The sequence below is a fragment of the Mesorhizobium sp. WSM3862 genome, from assembly GCF_002294985.1.
Classification (GTDB): domain Bacteria; phylum Pseudomonadota; class Alphaproteobacteria; order Rhizobiales; family Rhizobiaceae; genus Mesorhizobium.
The window spans coordinates 727,196-743,900 of the sequence record NZ_NSGE01000003.1 but is presented as its reverse complement, the minus strand read 5'-3'; the positions used below and the strand labels follow the sequence as shown (position 1 = coordinate 743,900).

Below are 16,705 nucleotides of genomic sequence, written 5' to 3'. Positions count from 1 at the left end.
CCGTTGAAACGATGTCGGGGACGGATGCGGTATTGCCTACGCGAGGACCGCCTCAGCTAAAGAAGCCGCTGAATGGGTGACCGGCCGCCACGTACAGGACCGGCGAGTCGAGACCCAATGGGTTCGCGTCACCGACGACACCAATCGAGCGGTCTACAAATTTGCTCCAGATAGGAAAAGCCCGCCGCCGAGAGGGACCGGGCCCCTCACTTCTTAGCCGCCCGCGGCGCAAAGATTTCAATTCCCAACATCTCTCGCCGTGCGACTACGGGGGCCGGCAGAAGGCAAACGGCGATGTAAAAACACGCAATAGAAAGTTGCGATGAAAATAGAGGCAGAAGCCCAAAATTTGACAACGCGTTGAAGCGGAAGCGGCCGTTGAAAACTTGAGTTGAAATTATAACCAACTGTAACTGATCGATTTTTTGCCCGGCACTTTGGACTGTCAGGTTTGGCACGTCGCTTGCACCGCAATGTTGCAATGCAAAACAACCAGCTTGGGAGTGTGCAATATGAGGGGAAGTTTCTCGACAATAACAAAAATGTTCTCGGCTGGCGTGCTCGCGGCCAGCCTGCTGACGGCGCCCGCCAGGGCGGCCGACGACACGATCAAGGTCGGCATCCTGCATTCGCTGTCGGGGACGATGGCGATCTCGGAGACGACGCTGAAGGACGTCATGCTGATGCTGATCGAAGAGCAGAACGCCAAGGGCGGCCTGCTCGGCAAGAAGCTCGAGGCCGTGGTGGTCGATCCGGCGTCCAACTGGCCGCTGTTTGCCGAAAAGGCGCGCGAGCTGATCTCCAAGGACAAGGTCGCGGCGGTGTTCGGCTGCTGGACTTCGGTCTCGCGCAAATCGGTGCTGCCGGTGTTCTCGGAGCTCGACAACATCCTGTTCTATCCGGTCCAGTATGAGGGCGAGGAGAGCGAGCGCAACGTCTTCTACACCGGTGCTGCCCCGAACCAGCAGGCCATTCCGGCCGTCGACTACCTGATGAGCGCCGATGGCGGCTCGGTGAAGCGCTGGGTGCTCGAAGGCACCGACTATGTCTATCCGCGCACGACCAACAAGATCCTCGAAGCCTACCTCAAGTCGAAGGGCGTGCCGGCCGAGGATATCATGGTCAACTACACGCCGTTCGGCTTCTCCGACTGGCAGACCGAGGTCTCGGCGATCAAGAAGTTCGGCTCGGCCGGCAAGAAGACCGCCGTCGTGTCGACGGTCAACGGCGACGCCAATGTGCCGTTCTACAAGGAGCTCGGCAACCAGGGCATCAAGGCCGAGGATATCCCTGTCATGGCCTTCTCGGTCGGCGAGGAGGAACTGGCCGGTCTCGACACCGCGCCGCTGGTCGGCCATCTCGCCGCCTGGAACTATTTCGAGAGCGTCGACACGCCCGAGAACAAGAAGTTCATCGACGACTGGCATAAGTTCATCAAGAACGACAAGCGCACCACCAACGATCCGATGGAAGCCCACTATATCGGCTTCAACATGTGGGTGAAGGCGGTCGAGAAAGCCGGCACAACCGATCCTGACAAGGTCATCGACGCCATGGTCGGCGTCTCGGTGCCGAACCTCACCGGCGGCTATTCGACGATGATGCCCAATCACCACATCACCAAGCCGGTGCTGATCGGCGAGATCCAGGCCGACGGCCAGTTCGAAACCGTCTCGCAGACCCCGGGTCTGGTGATGGGCGACGAGTGGTCCGACTATCTGCCCGATTCCAAGAACCTGATCTCCGATTGGCGCGCGCCCCTGTCGTGCGGCAACTTCAATGTCGCCACCGGCAAGTGCGGCGGCAAGGGCACCAACTGACCCTCCCAGGGGGTGGGCCGGGTCGCGGCGTGGTTCCGCGACCCGGCGACCGCAGCCCGGGCGGGCCTCGGCCCGTCCGGGCGAAAACCTCGAACCTTGAGAACCGCTGGAAGACGATGATCCTGTTGCGCGCGATTTGGCTGACGCTGCTGCTGACGATGGCAAGCCTGCTGCCGTCGAGCGCGGCCGAAGCCGATCTTCGCCCGATCATTGCCAAGTTCGCGGCAGCCTCCAATTTCTCTGGCACCGAGGCCGTCGTCCGCGAGCTTGCGGCGAGCGGCGATCCTTTGGTCGAACGTCCGCTTTCTGCGCTCGCCGACGGCAACCTCTACATCCGAAAGGCGGATTCCCAGGTCTTCGTCGGCAAGGAAGGGGGCGACGGCATCGAACTGCTCGATCCGCTGAGCGGCGAGAAAGCAGCCGACGCCGCCAAGGCCGATCTCACCAAGATCAAGGTCAACAACGGCCTACGGCGCACGATCCGCGATGCGCTGGGCACACTGACCTTGCGCGCCAAGGACGCAAGCGTGCGGCTTGCCGCCGCTGCGACCATGTTCAAGACGCCCGATGCCGCCAATGTCGGGCCGCTCGATGCTGCGATCGCCGCTGAAACCGACCCCGCCGTCAAGACGATGTTCGAGCAGGCTCGGGCCGCGTCGGTTCTCGTTTCCGACAAGCCGGAAACCGACAAGCTGGCCGCGATCTCGGTCATCGAAGCGCGCGGCGATCGCGATGCGCTTTCCCTGCTGACCTCCGTTGAGGCTGGCGCGCAGGGAGCGGTCAAGAACTTGGCAACCGCCGCGATCGGCCATATCAATTCGACGCTGGCATTGTGGGATGCCGGCCAGAACATCTGGTACGGCATATCACTCGGATCGGTGCTGCTGCTCGGCGCTATCGGTCTCGCCATCACCTTTGGCGTCATGGGCGTCATCAACATGGCGCATGGCGAGATGGTGATGCTCGGCGCCTACACCACCTTCGTCGTCCAGCAGGTGATCCGCACGTCGTTTCCGAGCCTCTTCGACTGGTCGCTGGTCATCGCGCTGCCGCTCGCCTTCCTGGTCTCGGCGCTGGTCGGCCTCGTCATCGAGCGCGGCGTCATCCGCTTCCTCTACGGCCGGCCGCTGGAGACGCTTCTTGCCACATGGGGCGTCTCGCTGATCCTGCAGCAGGCGGTGCGCACCGTCTTCGGCCCGACGAACCAGGAGGTCGGCAATCCGTCCTGGATGTCGGGATCGTTCGACATCGGTCAATTGGCCATCACCTGGAACCGGCTGTGGATACTGGTGTTCGCGCTGCTGGTGTTCGGTGTGCTGCTCTACGTCATGAAGCGAACGCCCTGGGGCCTGCAGATGCGTGCCGTCACCGCCAATCGGCGCATGGCCGCATCCATGGGCATCAGGACGCCTTGGGTCGACGCGCTGACTTTCGCGCTCGGCTCCGGTATCGCCGGGATCGCCGGCGTGGCGCTCAGCCAGATCGACAACGTCTCGCCCAATCTCGGCCGCGGCTACATTATCGACAGTTTCATGGTCGTGGTCTTCGGTGGCGTCGGCAATCTCTGGGGCACGCTGGTCGGCGCCTTCTCGCTCGGCATCGTCAACAAGTTCCTCGAGCCGTACGCCGGCGCGGTGCTTGGCAAGATCGTCGTGCTGGTACTGATCATCCTGTTCATCCAGAAGCGGCCGCGCGGCCTGTTCGCGCTGAAGGGCAGGGCGGTGGAAGCATGATCACGCAGCGCTTCTTCGGCGCCGACCGGCGCATCGCGATCGCCATCCTCGTCCTGCTGGCGGCGGCCGCCATCGTGCCGCTGCTAAACCTCGCGGTGTCGCCTCAAAGCGCTTTCTACATTCCGCCTTACATCGTCTCTTTGGTCGGGAAATATCTCTGCTACGCGCTGCTGGCGCTCGCGCTCGATCTGGTCTGGGGCTATTGCGGCATCCTTTCGCTCGGCCACGGCGCCTTCTTCGGGCTCGGCGGCTATGCGATGGGCATGTATCTGATGCGTCAGATCGGCTCGCGCGGCGTCTATGGCAATCCCATCCTGCCGGACTTCATGGTGTTCCTGAACTACAAGGAACTGCCCTGGTTCTGGCACGGCTTCGACCATTTCTGGTTCGCCGTGCTGATGGTGCTGGCCGTGCCGGGCCTGCTTGCCTTCGTATTCGGCTGGTTCGCCTTCCGCAGCCGCGTCACCGGCGTCTATCTCTCGATCATCACCCAGGCGATGACCTATGCGCTGCTGCTTGCCTTCTTCCGCAACGACATGGGTTTCGGAGGCAATAACGGCCTGACCGATTTCAAGGACATCCTCGGCTTCAACATCCAGGCCGACGCGACGCGCTCGGCGCTGTTTTCGGCAAGCGCCGTGACGCTGGCGTTCGCCGTCTTTGTCACCGCGGCGATCGTGCGCTCCAAATACGGCAAGCTGCTGATGGCGGTGCGCGACGCCGAAAGCCGCACCCGCTTCCTCGGCTGGCGGGCCGAGAATGTAAAACTCTTCGCCTTCAGCGTCTCGGCCGTCATGGCCAGCATTGCCGGCGCGCTCTACGTGCCGCAGGTCGGCATCATCAATCCCGGCGAGTTCGATCCGGCCAACTCGATCGAGGTGGTGATCTGGACCGCCGTCGGCGGGCGCGGCACCATTGTCGGGCCGATCATCGGCGCGCTGCTGGTGAACGCCGGCAAATCCTGGTTCACCGGCGTGCTGCCGGAATTCTGGCTGTTTGCGCTCGGCGGACTGTTCGTCGCCGTCACACTGTTCCTGCCCAAGGGTGTCGTCGGCGCCTGGGATGGCTGGCGCAGCAAGGCCAGGGCGCTGCGCGCCGCCTCGATCGCCGCGAAAGCCGGCATCGACCCGCCGGAAGCGCAGCCGAAGATCGAGCGCTCGGCGGCGAGAACGCCGGGCGCGTGGTCGGCCAACGGCCCCGAACCGCAGCCGGCGGAGTAAGCGACCATGAGCAAGTCGAACACCATCCTCTATCTGGACGGCGTCTCGGTCTCCTTCGACGGCTTTCGCGCCATCAACAACCTGTCGCTGGTGCTCGACAAGGGCGAGATGCGCGCCATCATCGGACCCAACGGCGCCGGCAAGACGACGATGATGGATATTGTCACCGGCAAAACGCGGCCGGACGAGGGCGAGGTATTCTTCGACGGTCGGGTCGATCTCACCAGGCATGACGAAGCCGAGATCGCCATGATGGGCATCGGCCGCAAGTTCCAGAAGCCGACCGTCTTCGAGAGCCACAGCGTCGAGGACAATCTGATGCTGGCGCTGAAGGGGCCGCGCTCGATCTTCCCGGCGTTGTTCCATCGCCGCTCGGCGGCCGAGACGTGGCGCATCGACGACATACTCGGCATCATCCGCCTCGGCGACAAGCGCGACGAGATCGCCGCCAATTTGAGCCATGGCCAGAAGCAGTGGCTGGAGATCGGCATGCTGCTGGCACAAGACCCGAAGCTACTCCTCGTCGACGAGCCGGTCGCCGGCATGACCGACGCCGAGACCGAGGAGACGGCGCGCCTGCTCAAGGACATCGCCCGCGACCATTCGGTGGTCGTCGTCGAGCACGACATGCATTTCGTGCGCGAGCTCGGCGTCAAGGTCACCTGCCTGCACGAGGGCTCGGTGCTGTCGGAAGGCACGCTCGATTTCGTTTCGGCCGACGAACGCGTCGTCGAAGTCTATCTGGGGCGCTGAGCATGATCTGGCGGGTCTCGTTGCATCGTTTCGACCTTTCCTTCCTCAGGTGCTGGAGACGGGGCTGACCATGCTCGAAGTCTCCAACGCCACCCTCCATTACGGTGCCGCCCAGGCGCTGCGCGGCGTTTCGCTGAAAGCGGGCGCGGGCAAGATCACCTGCGTACTCGGCCGCAATGGCGTCGGCAAGACCAGTTTGATGAGATCGATCGTCGGCCATCATAGGCTGACGAGCGGAAGTGTTGCCTTCGAGGGGAAAGCGCTCGAGCGAAGCGCGGCGTATGACCGCGCCCGGTCGGGCATCGCATTCGTGCCGCAGGGCAGGGAAATCTTTCCCCTGCTTACGGTGCGCGAAAATCTGGAATCGGGGTTCGCACCGCTGAAGCGCGCCGACCGCAACGTTCCAGCTCATGTCTTCGAGCTGTTTCCAGGGTTGAAGCAGACGCTCGGCCGCCGCGCCGGCGACTTGTCCGGCGGCCAGCAGCAGCAGCTCGCCATAGGCCGCGCGCTGGTGATGCGGCCGAAGCTGCTCGTGCTCGACGAGCCGACCGAAGGCATCCAGCCATCAATCATCAAAGACATCGGCCGCGCCATCCGCTATCTGCGCGACCAGGCGGGGATCGCGGTGCTTCTGGTCGAGCAGTATCTGGATTTCTGCCGCGAGCTTGCCGACGAGGTCAACATCATGGACCGCGGCCAGATCGTGCATACCGGCCCTGCCGAGGATCTGGACAGGCCCGATGTACGCAAGCTCCTTACTGTCTAGGTTCAGTCGTCATCCTTTGGCCGAAGCGCCGCAAAACAATGTCGTTTCGATGGAAAGTCCGTAGAAGCGCGCCATGTTCTGCGCGGCATCCTGCGTTCGACATTAAGCCGATAGGGCTGAGCAAAGCATGAAATAAGAATCGCCGATCGGGGAATGCTCGTACAACGACACTTATAAATCGCTTGTCGCGCAGCGCCCACCCGCTCCAATCCGCGGCCGCGGTTTGCTGGGGGCGAACTTCAGTCTCAGCCATCCGAAAGCGACCTTCTGCTCACCCAACACGCCGTCATTCGAACAGAGATGGAAGCTCCCTTCTTGCGCGTCAAAGGACGCCTGGCGCCCAGGTGATCGACTCGCCTCGTCAGGCTCCGTGATTGAAGCGATCTATCCTAAAATCGTCGAGGGGCGTTTCGCAGCCACCAGTCGTGATAAGCTCGGCCATGGCGTCGCCGACACCCGGACCGAGCTGGAAGCCGTGCCCGCTGAAGCCGAAGGCGTGGAACAGGCCCGGCGTTGTCGCCGAGCGTCCCATGACCGGCAGCATGTCGCGGACATAGCCTTCGCAGCCGGACCAGGTGCGGATGACCGCGACCTGGGCGATCGCCGGCAACAGCCGCGCGACGGCCCGCAATTGCGTCGGCAGGCGCATGGGGTCGGCGGTCGCATGGCCCGGATCGAGGTCGACCGGCACCCTTTCGGCGGCGCCGCCGAAGACGATGTTGCCGCGCTCGACCTGACGCAGATAGGCGCCATAGTCCTTGTCGCGCGTCCAGACGCCGACCACCGGCAGGATCCGATGCGGCAATGGCTCGGTCACGCCCATTTGCGGGCCGCGGGCATCGAGCGGGACCTCTTCGCCGAACAGCGCAGCGACGCGCGCGCCCCAGGCGCCGGCGGTGTTGAGCAGGCATTCTGCGGCGAAAGCGCCTTTTGAACTGGCGACAAGGAAACCGGAGTCGGTCCGCTCGATCTTTTCGACCCGAGCTTCGTGGATGATTTTCGCGCCCAGCTTGCGGGCGGCCTCGGCGAAGGCCGGCGCGATCAGCCGCGGATTGCCGCTGCCGTCATGCGGAGAGAACGACGCCGCGATCGCGTCCGGACCGAGGCCGGGAAAACGCGCGCGGATCTCGCGCGGGCTGAGCTCCTCCAGCTCGAGTCCCCAGGGACGCGCACCCTCGGCATAGCTGCGCATGTCGGCGAGACTGCCTTCATCGAAGATCAGCCGGACGTGACCGGTGGCGCGGAATTCCACATCGCACCCCAGCATTTTTTCGGCCTCGCCCCACAGCCAGAGCGAGCGGTGGGCCAGCGGAAGCTGCGACAGATGACGCCCCGTGCGCCGGATGTTGCCGAAGGAGGCGACGGTTGCTCCACTGCCGATCCGGTTGCGCTCAATCAGCGTCACGCGGGCGCCGCGCCTGGCCAGGAAATAGGCGCAAGCCGTCCCCATCAGGCCGCCGCCCAGCACGATCACATCCATTGTCGTTCCTTAGCGCAGAGGGCTGATCCTGATCCATCTTGTCGGCGCCGCGGCAATGCGTCAAAGATGGCTTTGGATAAAAGCCATAAGTTTTACCTATGGAGTAGGAATGCGGGCCCGGCAGCTCGAAGTGTTCATCGCCGTCATGCGCGCGGGCACCGTGACCGCCGCGGCGCGAATGCTGAACATCTCCCAGCCCGCGCTCAGCCAGATACTGCTCCACACTGAGGACGAGCTCGGCTTCACGCTGTTCGAGCGGGTCAAGGGCAGGCTGCGGCCGACCCCTGAGGCGCTCGAGATCTTTCCCGATGCCGAGAGGCTGTCGGCGGGGCTCGACGGCCTGCGCCGCAAGACCACCGATCTGCGTCTCGGTCGGACCGGACTGGTGCGGGTCGCCGCCTCGCCGCCGCCGGCCATGGCGATATTGCCGCGCGCCTTCACCGCATTTCGGGCGCAGCATCCCGACATGCTGCTGCGTTCCCATAGCGCGCCGATCGCCGCGATTGTAGACATGCTGCGCGCCGGCGATGCCAGCCTCGGCGTGGCCATGGATGACCGCCTGCCTCCCGATATCGAGGCCGAGGTGATCGGCAGCGTCGGCTTCGCCTGCCTGCTGCCGCGCGGACACGCGCTGCAGAATAAGCCCGAGCTGACGCTCGCCGATCTCGTCGGGCAGCAACTGATATCCTATCGCGGCAACACGCGTCCCGCCGACGAGCTGGTCCACGCGGCCCGCGCGCAAGGCGTGGCGCTTTCACCGTCGCTGGAGATCGACGTTTCGATTTCTGCCGTCGGCTTCGTCCAGGCCGGTCTGGGCGTGGCTCTCGTCGACGCGCTGCTGCCGTGGCACCAGTTTTCCGGCCTCGCTGTCAGGCCGCTGGCGGGCGGCCCGGAATTCCCGATCGCGCTGCTCACGTCCCGCGCACGAGCCCTTTCGAGGGCCGACGAAACGATGCGCGATGACATCCGCACGGCCTGCTCCGCCGTTGTCGGCGAGCATAGCGTCAAGGTATAAGTACGACTTATATTCTTGCCCATCATCCATCTTGGACCGTGACTGTCCGCTCGTGCGAGTTTCCGAGCAGACGGAAAGGGACGCATCATGGATGGAGCCACTGCGACGGATGAGGCGCTGAAGAAGGCCGACTGGAAGGTCGGCGTCGATATCGGCGGGACATTCATCGATTTCTGCGCGCTCGAAGCAAGCTCCGGACGCGTCGCTTCGCTGAAGGTGCTGACGACGCCGGAAGATCCGGGTGCCGAGCTGATGACGGGGCTCACCTTGCTGGCCGAACGCGAAGGCTTCGACCCGACCCATATGACGCGCTTCGTGCATGGCACGACCGTCGGCATCAACACGATCATCCAGCGCAAGGGCGCGCCGCTGGCGCTGTTCACCAACGCCGGCTTCGAGGACGTGATCGAACTCGCGCGGCTTCGCATGCCGGACATGTACTCGCTGTTCTGCGCGCGGCCGGATCCGCTGATCTCGCGCGACATGGTGTTCGGCATTCCGGCCCGCATGCGCGCCGATGGCAATGAATCCCAGGCGCCCGACACGGCGGCGGTGGAGAGCGCGATCGCGGCCGCGAAATCGAACGGGGCGCAGGGGATCGTCGTGTCTTTCCTTCATTCCTGGCGCAACGCCGCGCAGGAAACCTCGGTAAAGGCGGCGATCGCGCGCCTGGCGCCCGACCTCTTCGTCTTCACCTCCGCCGAGGTGTGGCCGGTCATCCGCGAATACGAGCGCAGCTCGACCGCCATTCTCAATGGCTATGTCCATCCGCGCGTCTCCGGCTATCTGACCGCGCTGGAAGAGCGGCTGAAGCATCGCGGCGTGCCGGCCCGGCCGATGCTGACGAAGTCGAACGGCGGGCTGATGAACGCCGCCGAAGGCAAGCGCGCCTGCGTGAACATGCTGCTGTCGGGAACGGCCTCGGGCGTCATCGGCGCCTCGTGGCTGGCGCGTCAGGCCGGCGAGGATAAGGTTCTCACCCTCGACATCGGCGGAACCTCGGCCGATTTCGCGCTCATCATAAACGGCGAGCCGCAGTTCGGCACCGGCGAGCTGATCGGCGAATTTCCGCTCCATATCCCTTCCGTGTCGGTGAGCTCGATCGGTGTCGGCGGCGGCTCGATCGCCAGCGTCGACGCGCAAGGAGTGCTGCGGGTCGGGCCGGAATCGGCCGGTTCGACGCCGGGACCCGCATGCTACGGCCGTGGCGGCGAGCGGGCGACGGTGACCGACGCCATGGTGGTGTGCGGATGGCTCGGCCATAGCGAGATGGCCTATGGCCAGCTCAGCATCGAGACCCAACTGGCGCATCGCGCGGTCGGCGAACTTGCGATGCGGCTCGGCCGTCCGGTCGAGCAGACCGCGCAGGCGATCCTCGACATCGCGGTGTCGGAAATGTTCGTCGAGGTCGAGAAGCTCGCCTCGCGCGCCGGCGTCGATCTGCGCGATTTCACGCTGATGCCATTCGGCGGCGGCGGCCCGATGCTTGGTGCCTTCCTGGCCCGCGAGCTCGGCATCAAACGCGTCATGGCGCCCCGCCGCCCCGGTGTGGTATCGGCGCTGGGTGGGCTGGTGGCAGATCTGCGCGGGGACTTCATCCGCACCATCTTCAGCCCGCTTACCGGCGCGTCGCTTCCCGGACTCCGCGAGGCCTTTGAGGCGCTTGCGCAGGAGGGCCGCGACTGGCTTGCGGCGCAGGGGCACCATGCGGCCGCGCAACTCACACTCTCCTGCGACATGCGCTACTTCGGCCAGAGCTATGAGATCGAGGTCGTCCTTTCGCCCCAATGGCTGGCGGACGGCGACGCGGCCGCGATCGAGCAGGCATTTCACCGCACCCATGAGCAGCTCTACGACTTCCACGATCCGAACGGCGCGATCGAGCTTGTGAATGTACGGCTGTCCGCGATAGGCGCAGGTCCGGCGCTCTCCTTCCCCGAGACCGAGGAGATCGACGTCCCGACCCATCCGGCGCGCCGGGTGCCGGTCTACACCGGTCTGACCGTCGAGACCATCGACGTCCATGACCGCCAGACCCTGGTGCCGGGCAGCGCGTTTCACGGGCCCGCGGTGGTGGTCCAGGAAGATACCACCTTCGCTCTCCCCGCCGGAACGCAGGCGCGGGTCGATCGCCACCTTAATCTCGTTCTGACTTTCGCGGAGTGACGCCTTGTTCGACCGCACAAATCTTCAGGTTCTGGCTAACCATGCCCGCGCGGCGGCCGAGAACATGGCCCACACGCTGCACCGCACCGCGCACTCCGCCTTCGTCAAGGAGACGCAGGATTTTACGGTGATGCTGATGGATCGCTCGGGAGCGACCTTCGCCGTCCCGATGGAACTCGGCGCCACGTGGTATCCGGGGCTTTCCTATCACCGTGCGATCGCCATGGTGAACGACTACCGGCCGGGAGACGTCGCCTTCACCAACGATCCCTATTCCGGCCACGTCGCCACGCACGCGCCCGATACGCATTTGTGGAAGCCGGTCTTCGTCGACGGCGAGATCGTCGCCTGGACGGGAGGGCACATCCACAACACCGACATGGGCGGGGCTGTGCCGGCTTCGCTCAGCCGCGCGCTCACCGAAATCCATCAGGAAGGCGTCCGCTTTCCGCCGATGAAGCTGGTGAGGGAAGGCGTCTTCGACGAGACGATCCTCAGGATCATGAGCACCAATGTGCTCAAGCCGGACCTCAACATCGGCGACATCAAGGCGCTGGTCGGCGCGCTCAACACCGGCGAGCGCAAGATCCAGGCGATGGTGAAAAAGTTCGGCAAGGCCGGCTTCGTCGAAGGCGTTGCAGCTCTTCTCGACCATGCCGAGGCGCAGGCGCGGGCCGTGCTGCGCGCCATGCCCGACGGCACCTGGCAATTCGCCGACTATGCCGATGAGGATTCGGTCGAGGCCAATCCCTGCCGGCTGAAGCTGACGCTGACGATCAAAGGCGATGAGGCCGTGCTCGACTTCACCGGCTCCGATCCGCAGCTCGGCTCCTCGCTCAACGTGCCTTCGGGCGGCGACCCGCGCCACACGATGCTCTTGGTCGGGGTGTATTACGTGCTCTACACGCTCAACCCGAAAATCCTGCTCAACACGGGCCTCACCCGGCCGTTCACCTGCATCACGCCGCAAGGTTCGGTGCTGAACCCCGTCCATCCCGCCGCCGTCGGCATGCGCTCGCTCACCTGCGCCCGGCTGCGCTCGGTCATCTTCGGGGCCTTCTCGCAAGTGCTGCCGGAGCGCTTGCCGGCGGCGCCGGCCGGCAACAACTGCATCGTCAACGTCATGACCATCGATGAGCGCACCAGCCGGAGCGTCATCGCGGCGGTCAACCCCGTGGTGGGCGGCGGCGGCGCGATGCCGCGTCGCGATGGCACCAATGGATCGGGCGCCGATGCCGCGTATCTCAAGAACACGCCGATCGAGATCACCGAGACCGAGACGCCGGTCGAATTCGTGAAATATGGGCTCGCCCAGGACAGCGGCGGTGCGGGCCGCTGGCGCGGCGGGCTGGCGACCGAGATGGCTTTTCGTGTCTTTGCCCCCGACTCCCGGATTACGGCGCGCAATCGCGACCGCAGCTTCTTCCGTCCCTGGGGCGTGCTGGGCGGCAAGGCGGCCGGCTTGTCGGACATGGTCGTCAATCCGGGCACCGACCGCGAGCGGCGGCTGGGCAACGTCGACACGGCGGTGCTGCAGCCGGGCGACGTGCTCGAGATCCGCTCCGCCGGCGGCGGCGGACGCGGCGACCCGTTTCAGCGCGAGCCCTGGCGGGTCGCTGAGGATGTGCGGCGCGGCTATCTCTCGCCGGCCGCAGCCGAAAGCGACTACGGGGTCGTTATCCGCGGCGGCGAAGTCGACGAGCACGCGACGGAGCGGCTGCGCGCGAGGCACAAGCCGTCCGGGGGCCATTTCCATTTCGGGCCGGAGCGCGACAGCTACGAAGCGCAGTGGACGCCGGCCGCCTATGACCGGCTCCACGCTCTGCTGGACGCCTTGCCGATCCACTGGCGGTTCTTCGCCAAGACGGAGATTTTTCGCCGCATGAAAGGTCGCTCCGGGCCGGAGGGCGTCCAAGCGGCCTTCGAGGCGGTCTGCGAACGCTTTCCCGAACTGCCTCGTCAGGGGCCGGTACGAGAGGCGGCGGAATGATGACCGCCGGCCGCATTGTCCGGCTGGCCGAGCGCGATCGCGAGGAGGTGCAATTCCTTCTCGACGGTGAGATGCGCAACGCGCTGGACGGCGACACCGTGCTGACGGCAATGCTGGCTTCAGGACATGCGCTGCGGAGTTCCGAGTTCGGTCCCGAGCCGCGCGCGGGGTTCTGTCTGATGGGAGCCTGCCAGGACTGCTGGGTGTGGCAAGACGAGGGACCCCGCCTGCGTGCGTGCACAACTCTTGTCGTCGAAGGCATGCGGCTGCGAACGACGCCCCCTGAGAACTGGCCGTGAGCGAGCCGTCATCGCCGCGCATCGTGATCGTAGGTGCGGGCCCCGCCGGCATAAGGGCCGCGGCGACACTGGTCGAGGCCGGGCTCCATCCGGTGGTGATCGATGAAGGGCACCGCGCGGGTGGGCAGATCTATCGCCGCCCGCCCGCCGGGTTCGTCCGAACTCCGCAGCAGCTGTACGGCTCTGAGGCGGACAAGGCGCTCGCACTGCATTTGCTCTTCGACCGGATGGCCGATGAAGGGCGGCTCACTTATTGCGCGCGCAGCTCCGTCATCGCCGTGCATGAGGGGCGGCTGCATGTGCTGGGGGAGGGCGGCGCGGAGGTCGTCTTCTACGACCGCCTGATCCTCGCCACCGGCGCTTCAGACCGCGTCGCCCCGATCCCTGGCTGGCAGAACGCCGGCGTCTTCAGCCTTGGCGCGGCGCAGATCGCGCTCAAGGCGCAGGGCGTCGCGCTCGGACGGCGCATCGTGCTGATCGGGTCGGGCCCTTTGCTGACGCTGGTCGGCACGCAACTCCTCAAGGCCGGAGCGGATGTGGCGGCGGTGCTCGACACCTCCTCCTGGCGCCAGCAGATGCGCGGGTTCTGGGGACTTGCCGCCCGACCAATCGTGGCGTTGCCTGGGCTAACCCTGCGGGCGCGGCTTGGTCGCCGCTACCACGCTGGCGTGACGCCTGAGCGAATCGATGCCGACGGACAGGGTGTCACCGGGATGCGCTGGCGCGACGCCGGCGGCCGGGAGCGCGTCACCCCATGCGACATGATCGGGATCGGCTGGCACCTGCGGGCGGAGACGCATCTGACTGACCTTGCGGGCTGCGCCTTCACCTATGACGAGCTGTGGCGGCAATGGCTGCCGAAGGCCGACGAGATGGGGCGAGCCCGCAATGGCATCTACCTGGCCGGTGATGGGGCCCGTCTCCTAGGGGCGGACGGCGCGGAGATCGCAGGACGCGTTGCTGCGGCGGCGTGCCTTGCCGACCTTGGACGCCCGGTGCCCTCCGTCGGCGCCGACCTGCGCAGGCTCGCACGGCTCGAGCGCTTTGCCCGTGGTCTGGCCCAGGCCTTTCCTTGGCCGGGCGCGATGGTGAGGGCGCTTCCCGACGATACGATCGTCTGCCGCTGCGAGAACGTCACTGCCGGGGCCGTGCGCGAGGGCACGACTCTCGGCGGCGGCGAGGCCAACAGGGTGAAATCGCTCTCGCGCGTCGGCATGGGGCGCTGCCAGGGGCGCTATTGCCAGTTGGCAGCCGTCGAACTCGTCGCAGCGCAAGCCGGCTGTAGGCCAGAGGATGTCGGCCGGTTTCGCGGGCAGGCCCCCGTCCGGCCGGCCCCGAGCGGCGCCTTTCTTCGAGAAGGCTGATGCAGTTCCGGAGGGTTCACCTGCCAAGCAATGTCGGAATGTCGAGTTTGAAACTAGAAGTCGGCGACCTTGCCCCACGCCGAAGTATCGAAACGCCGCGGATCGTAGGATTTCGGATCGACGATCGGCTCCAACCCGGTGACAAGATCGGCGACGAGGTGCCCGGCACCGGGTCCGATGCCGAAGCCATGACCCGAAAATCCGGCAGCCAGGAAGAAGCCTGGAACGGCGTGGATCTCGCCGATGGCGGGCACGCCGTCCGGCGTGCTGTCGATGTAGCCCGCCCAGGCCGCGCTGATCCTGGTCTGCCTGAGGGCCGGCAGCAGCTCGAGCGCGCGGGCGTGGGTCAGGCGGATGGTCGCCTGATCCGGCACCGGATCGAGGATGCGCATCCGCTCCATAGGCGTCGGCCGGTCGAGCCGCCAGCGTTGAAGCGTTTCGTGGCCTGAGCGCACCCCCTGCAACCCGCCGGGCGCGAGGCTGCGCCAGCGCTTCAGGAACATGGGGACGAACTGCGAAGCGAAGCGCAGCTGCTGCGGCGTCACGTCGACGCGTCCGCGGCCGCTTATGGCGAGCGTGTAGCCGCCGTCACCGCGCCGCGTCGCCGAGATCTTTGCCGTGTGCAGCGCATCCGGCAGGCCCTCCGACCCGGGCGAGACCGACAGGATGGAGGAGCGGATCGAGGCCTGCGGGAAGCGGAAGCCGAACTGACGGCAAAAGGAGGACGCCCAGGCGCCACCGGCCAAAACCGCCGCCTTCGTGCGGATCGTACCGCTTTCCGTGACCACGCCGCACAGGCGACCGCCCTCGGTCTCGATACCGCGCGCGGCGCAATTCTGATGCACCGTGCCGCCAAGCTGGAGGATGGCGCGGGCGACCGCTGGCGCGGCTTGCGACGGATCGGCGGTGCCGTCGGTCGGCGAGAACACGCCGCCTTTCCAGGTCCGGCCGGTGGCGCGGCCCCGCTCGCTGGCCTCGGCGCTGTCGAGCATGTGCGTGGTGACGCCCGCCGTTCTGGCGAAGTCACGCCAGCGCGCCCAGCCAGCCAGCTCCGCCTCGTCATTGCTGAGATAGAGCAGGCCGCAGCGGCGAAAGCCGGTGTCCTGGCCGCTTTCGGCCGCAAAGCGCTCCCAGAGATCGAGGCTGCGCGTCGCCATCGGCAGCTCGCGGGCGTCGCGGTTCTGTTGGCGGCACCATCCCCAGTTCCTGCTGGACTGCTCGGCGCCGATGCGTCCTTTTTCGACAAGCGCGACCTTCAAGCCGCGCCTAGCCAGGTAGTAGGCCGCGAAGACGCCGACAATGCCGCCGCCGATCACCACCGCATCCGCGGATTGCGGCAGTTCGTCGGATGTCTCGATCTGTTGCAGCGGCGCGCGCATGGTCCTCTCTCTGCCTTTGAGGCTCGAATCTAGCGCGTTGCGCAGGCAGCCGCTGCCGCAGTTATGCTTCAGGCAGAATTTTATTCCGTAGGGCGCAATGAAATCGAGAGTCCCTGCGTGTCAGAGCAGGGTCCATCGGATGGACAGGCCTGCGGGCTATGGTAGTGTCACGGCTAGAGAAGTGGCGGCATTTTGTGCTGTGGCTTGCGTTCTTCGGAGATGGACGTGAAACTGGATCGGATCGACATCAAGATTCTGCATGAATTGCAGAAGAACGGCCGCATCACCAATGTGGAGCTGGCCGAACTGGTGCACCTGTCGCCGAGCCCGTGCCTGATGCGGGTCAAGAAGCTCCAGTCGGAAGGCTATATCGAAGGCTATTCCGCGCAGGTGAACATCGGCAAGCTCGGCCAGACACTGACCGTGTTCACCGAAATCACCCTGAAGAACCACCGCCAGGTGGACTTCGCCCGCTTTCTCGCCGTCGTCGAGAAGATCGATCAGGTCATCGAATGCCACCTCGTGTCGGGCGGTTACGACTATCTGATGAAATTCGTGACCGCCGGGATTGGCGAGTACCAGACGATCATGGAGCGGCTGACCGATATGGATATCGGCATCGACAAGTATTTCAGCTTCGTGGTGCTGAAGTCGCCGATCGTCAAATCGCACATGCCGCTGCCCAGCCTGTTTCCGATGTAGTCAGCGGGTAGGCTGTGC

General features: G+C 65.4%; 13 protein-coding genes. 11 read left to right on the top strand and 2 right to left on the bottom strand.

Going from position 1 to position 16,705, the window contains the following annotated elements; all coding sequences use genetic code 11:
• Positions 1-542: 542 nt before the first annotated feature.
• From urtA to urtE, 5 genes are all read left to right on the top strand, one after another.
• The gene (urtA, locus tag CK224_RS11910; RefSeq protein ID WP_245425907.1) at positions 543-1,820 is read left to right on the top strand and encodes an urea ABC transporter substrate-binding protein; all 1,278 of its coding nucleotides are present in this window, start codon (positions 543-545) and stop codon (positions 1,818-1,820) included.
• A 116-nt stretch (positions 1,821-1,936) separates the two neighbouring features.
• Complete coding sequence (gene urtB / locus CK224_RS11905; protein WP_095781885.1) at positions 1,937-3,553, top strand: urea ABC transporter permease subunit UrtB; 1,617 nt, start codon at positions 1,937-1,939, stop codon at positions 3,551-3,553.
• Positions 3,550-4,773, top strand: coding sequence for an urea ABC transporter permease subunit UrtC (urtC, locus tag CK224_RS11900; RefSeq protein WP_095781884.1), 1,224 nt, complete (start codon positions 3,550-3,552; stop codon positions 4,771-4,773). Before urtB ends, urtC begins: the two co-directional genes overlap by 4 nt.
• A gap of 6 nt (positions 4,774-4,779) precedes the next feature.
• A complete protein-coding gene (urtD, locus tag CK224_RS11895) occupies positions 4,780-5,526 on the top strand; it encodes an urea ABC transporter ATP-binding protein UrtD (RefSeq protein WP_095781883.1) in 747 nt (248 codons plus the stop codon).
• 70 nt (positions 5,527-5,596) lie between these two features.
• A complete protein-coding gene (urtE, locus tag CK224_RS11890; protein ID WP_067327999.1) occupies positions 5,597-6,292 on the top strand; it encodes an urea ABC transporter ATP-binding subunit UrtE in 696 nt (231 codons plus the stop codon).
• A 361-nt stretch (positions 6,293-6,653) separates the two neighbouring features.
• On the opposite strand, the gene CK224_RS11885 is transcribed toward urtE, so the two are convergent.
• Positions 6,654-7,772 (bottom strand): FAD-binding oxidoreductase, encoded by a 1,119-nt coding sequence (locus tag CK224_RS11885; RefSeq protein WP_095781882.1) that lies wholly within the window; start codon positions 7,770-7,772, stop codon positions 6,654-6,656.
• 109 nt (positions 7,773-7,881) lie between these two features.
• Here CK224_RS11885 and CK224_RS11880 point away from each other — a divergent pair, with 109 nt between their 5' ends.
• From CK224_RS11880 to CK224_RS11860, 5 genes are all read left to right on the top strand, one after another.
• Entirely contained in the window at positions 7,882-8,787 is a 906-nt protein-coding gene (locus CK224_RS11880) for a LysR family transcriptional regulator (RefSeq protein WP_095781881.1), read from the top strand.
• Positions 8,788-8,874: 87 nt separating this feature from the next.
• Positions 8,875-10,953: a hydantoinase/oxoprolinase family protein gene (locus tag CK224_RS11875; RefSeq protein WP_095781880.1), complete on the top strand. Its 2,079-nt coding sequence runs from the start codon at positions 8,875-8,877 to the stop codon at positions 10,951-10,953.
• Positions 10,954-10,957: 4 nt separating this feature from the next.
• Positions 10,958-12,943 (top strand): hydantoinase B/oxoprolinase family protein, encoded by a 1,986-nt coding sequence (locus CK224_RS11870; protein ID WP_095781879.1) that lies wholly within the window; start codon positions 10,958-10,960, stop codon positions 12,941-12,943.
• Entirely contained in the window at positions 12,940-13,242 is a 303-nt protein-coding gene (locus CK224_RS11865; RefSeq protein WP_095781878.1) for a (2Fe-2S)-binding protein, read from the top strand. The genes CK224_RS11870 and CK224_RS11865 overlap by 4 nt, the downstream gene beginning before the upstream one ends.
• Positions 13,239-14,606, top strand: a complete 1,368-nt coding sequence (locus tag CK224_RS11860; protein WP_095781877.1) for an FAD/NAD(P)-binding oxidoreductase — start codon at positions 13,239-13,241, stop codon at positions 14,604-14,606. The genes CK224_RS11865 and CK224_RS11860 overlap by 4 nt, the downstream gene beginning before the upstream one ends.
• Before the next feature lie 53 nt (positions 14,607-14,659).
• On the opposite strand, the gene CK224_RS11855 is transcribed toward CK224_RS11860, so the two are convergent.
• Complete coding sequence (locus tag CK224_RS11855; RefSeq protein WP_095781876.1) at positions 14,660-15,985, bottom strand: FAD-binding oxidoreductase; 1,326 nt, start codon at positions 15,983-15,985, stop codon at positions 14,660-14,662.
• 225 nt (positions 15,986-16,210) lie between these two features.
• On the opposite strand from CK224_RS11855, the gene CK224_RS11850 reads away from it, so the two are divergent.
• Positions 16,211-16,687 (top strand): Lrp/AsnC family transcriptional regulator, encoded by a 477-nt coding sequence (locus tag CK224_RS11850; RefSeq protein ID WP_066989429.1) that lies wholly within the window; start codon positions 16,211-16,213, stop codon positions 16,685-16,687.
• Positions 16,688-16,705 lie beyond the last annotated feature (18 nt).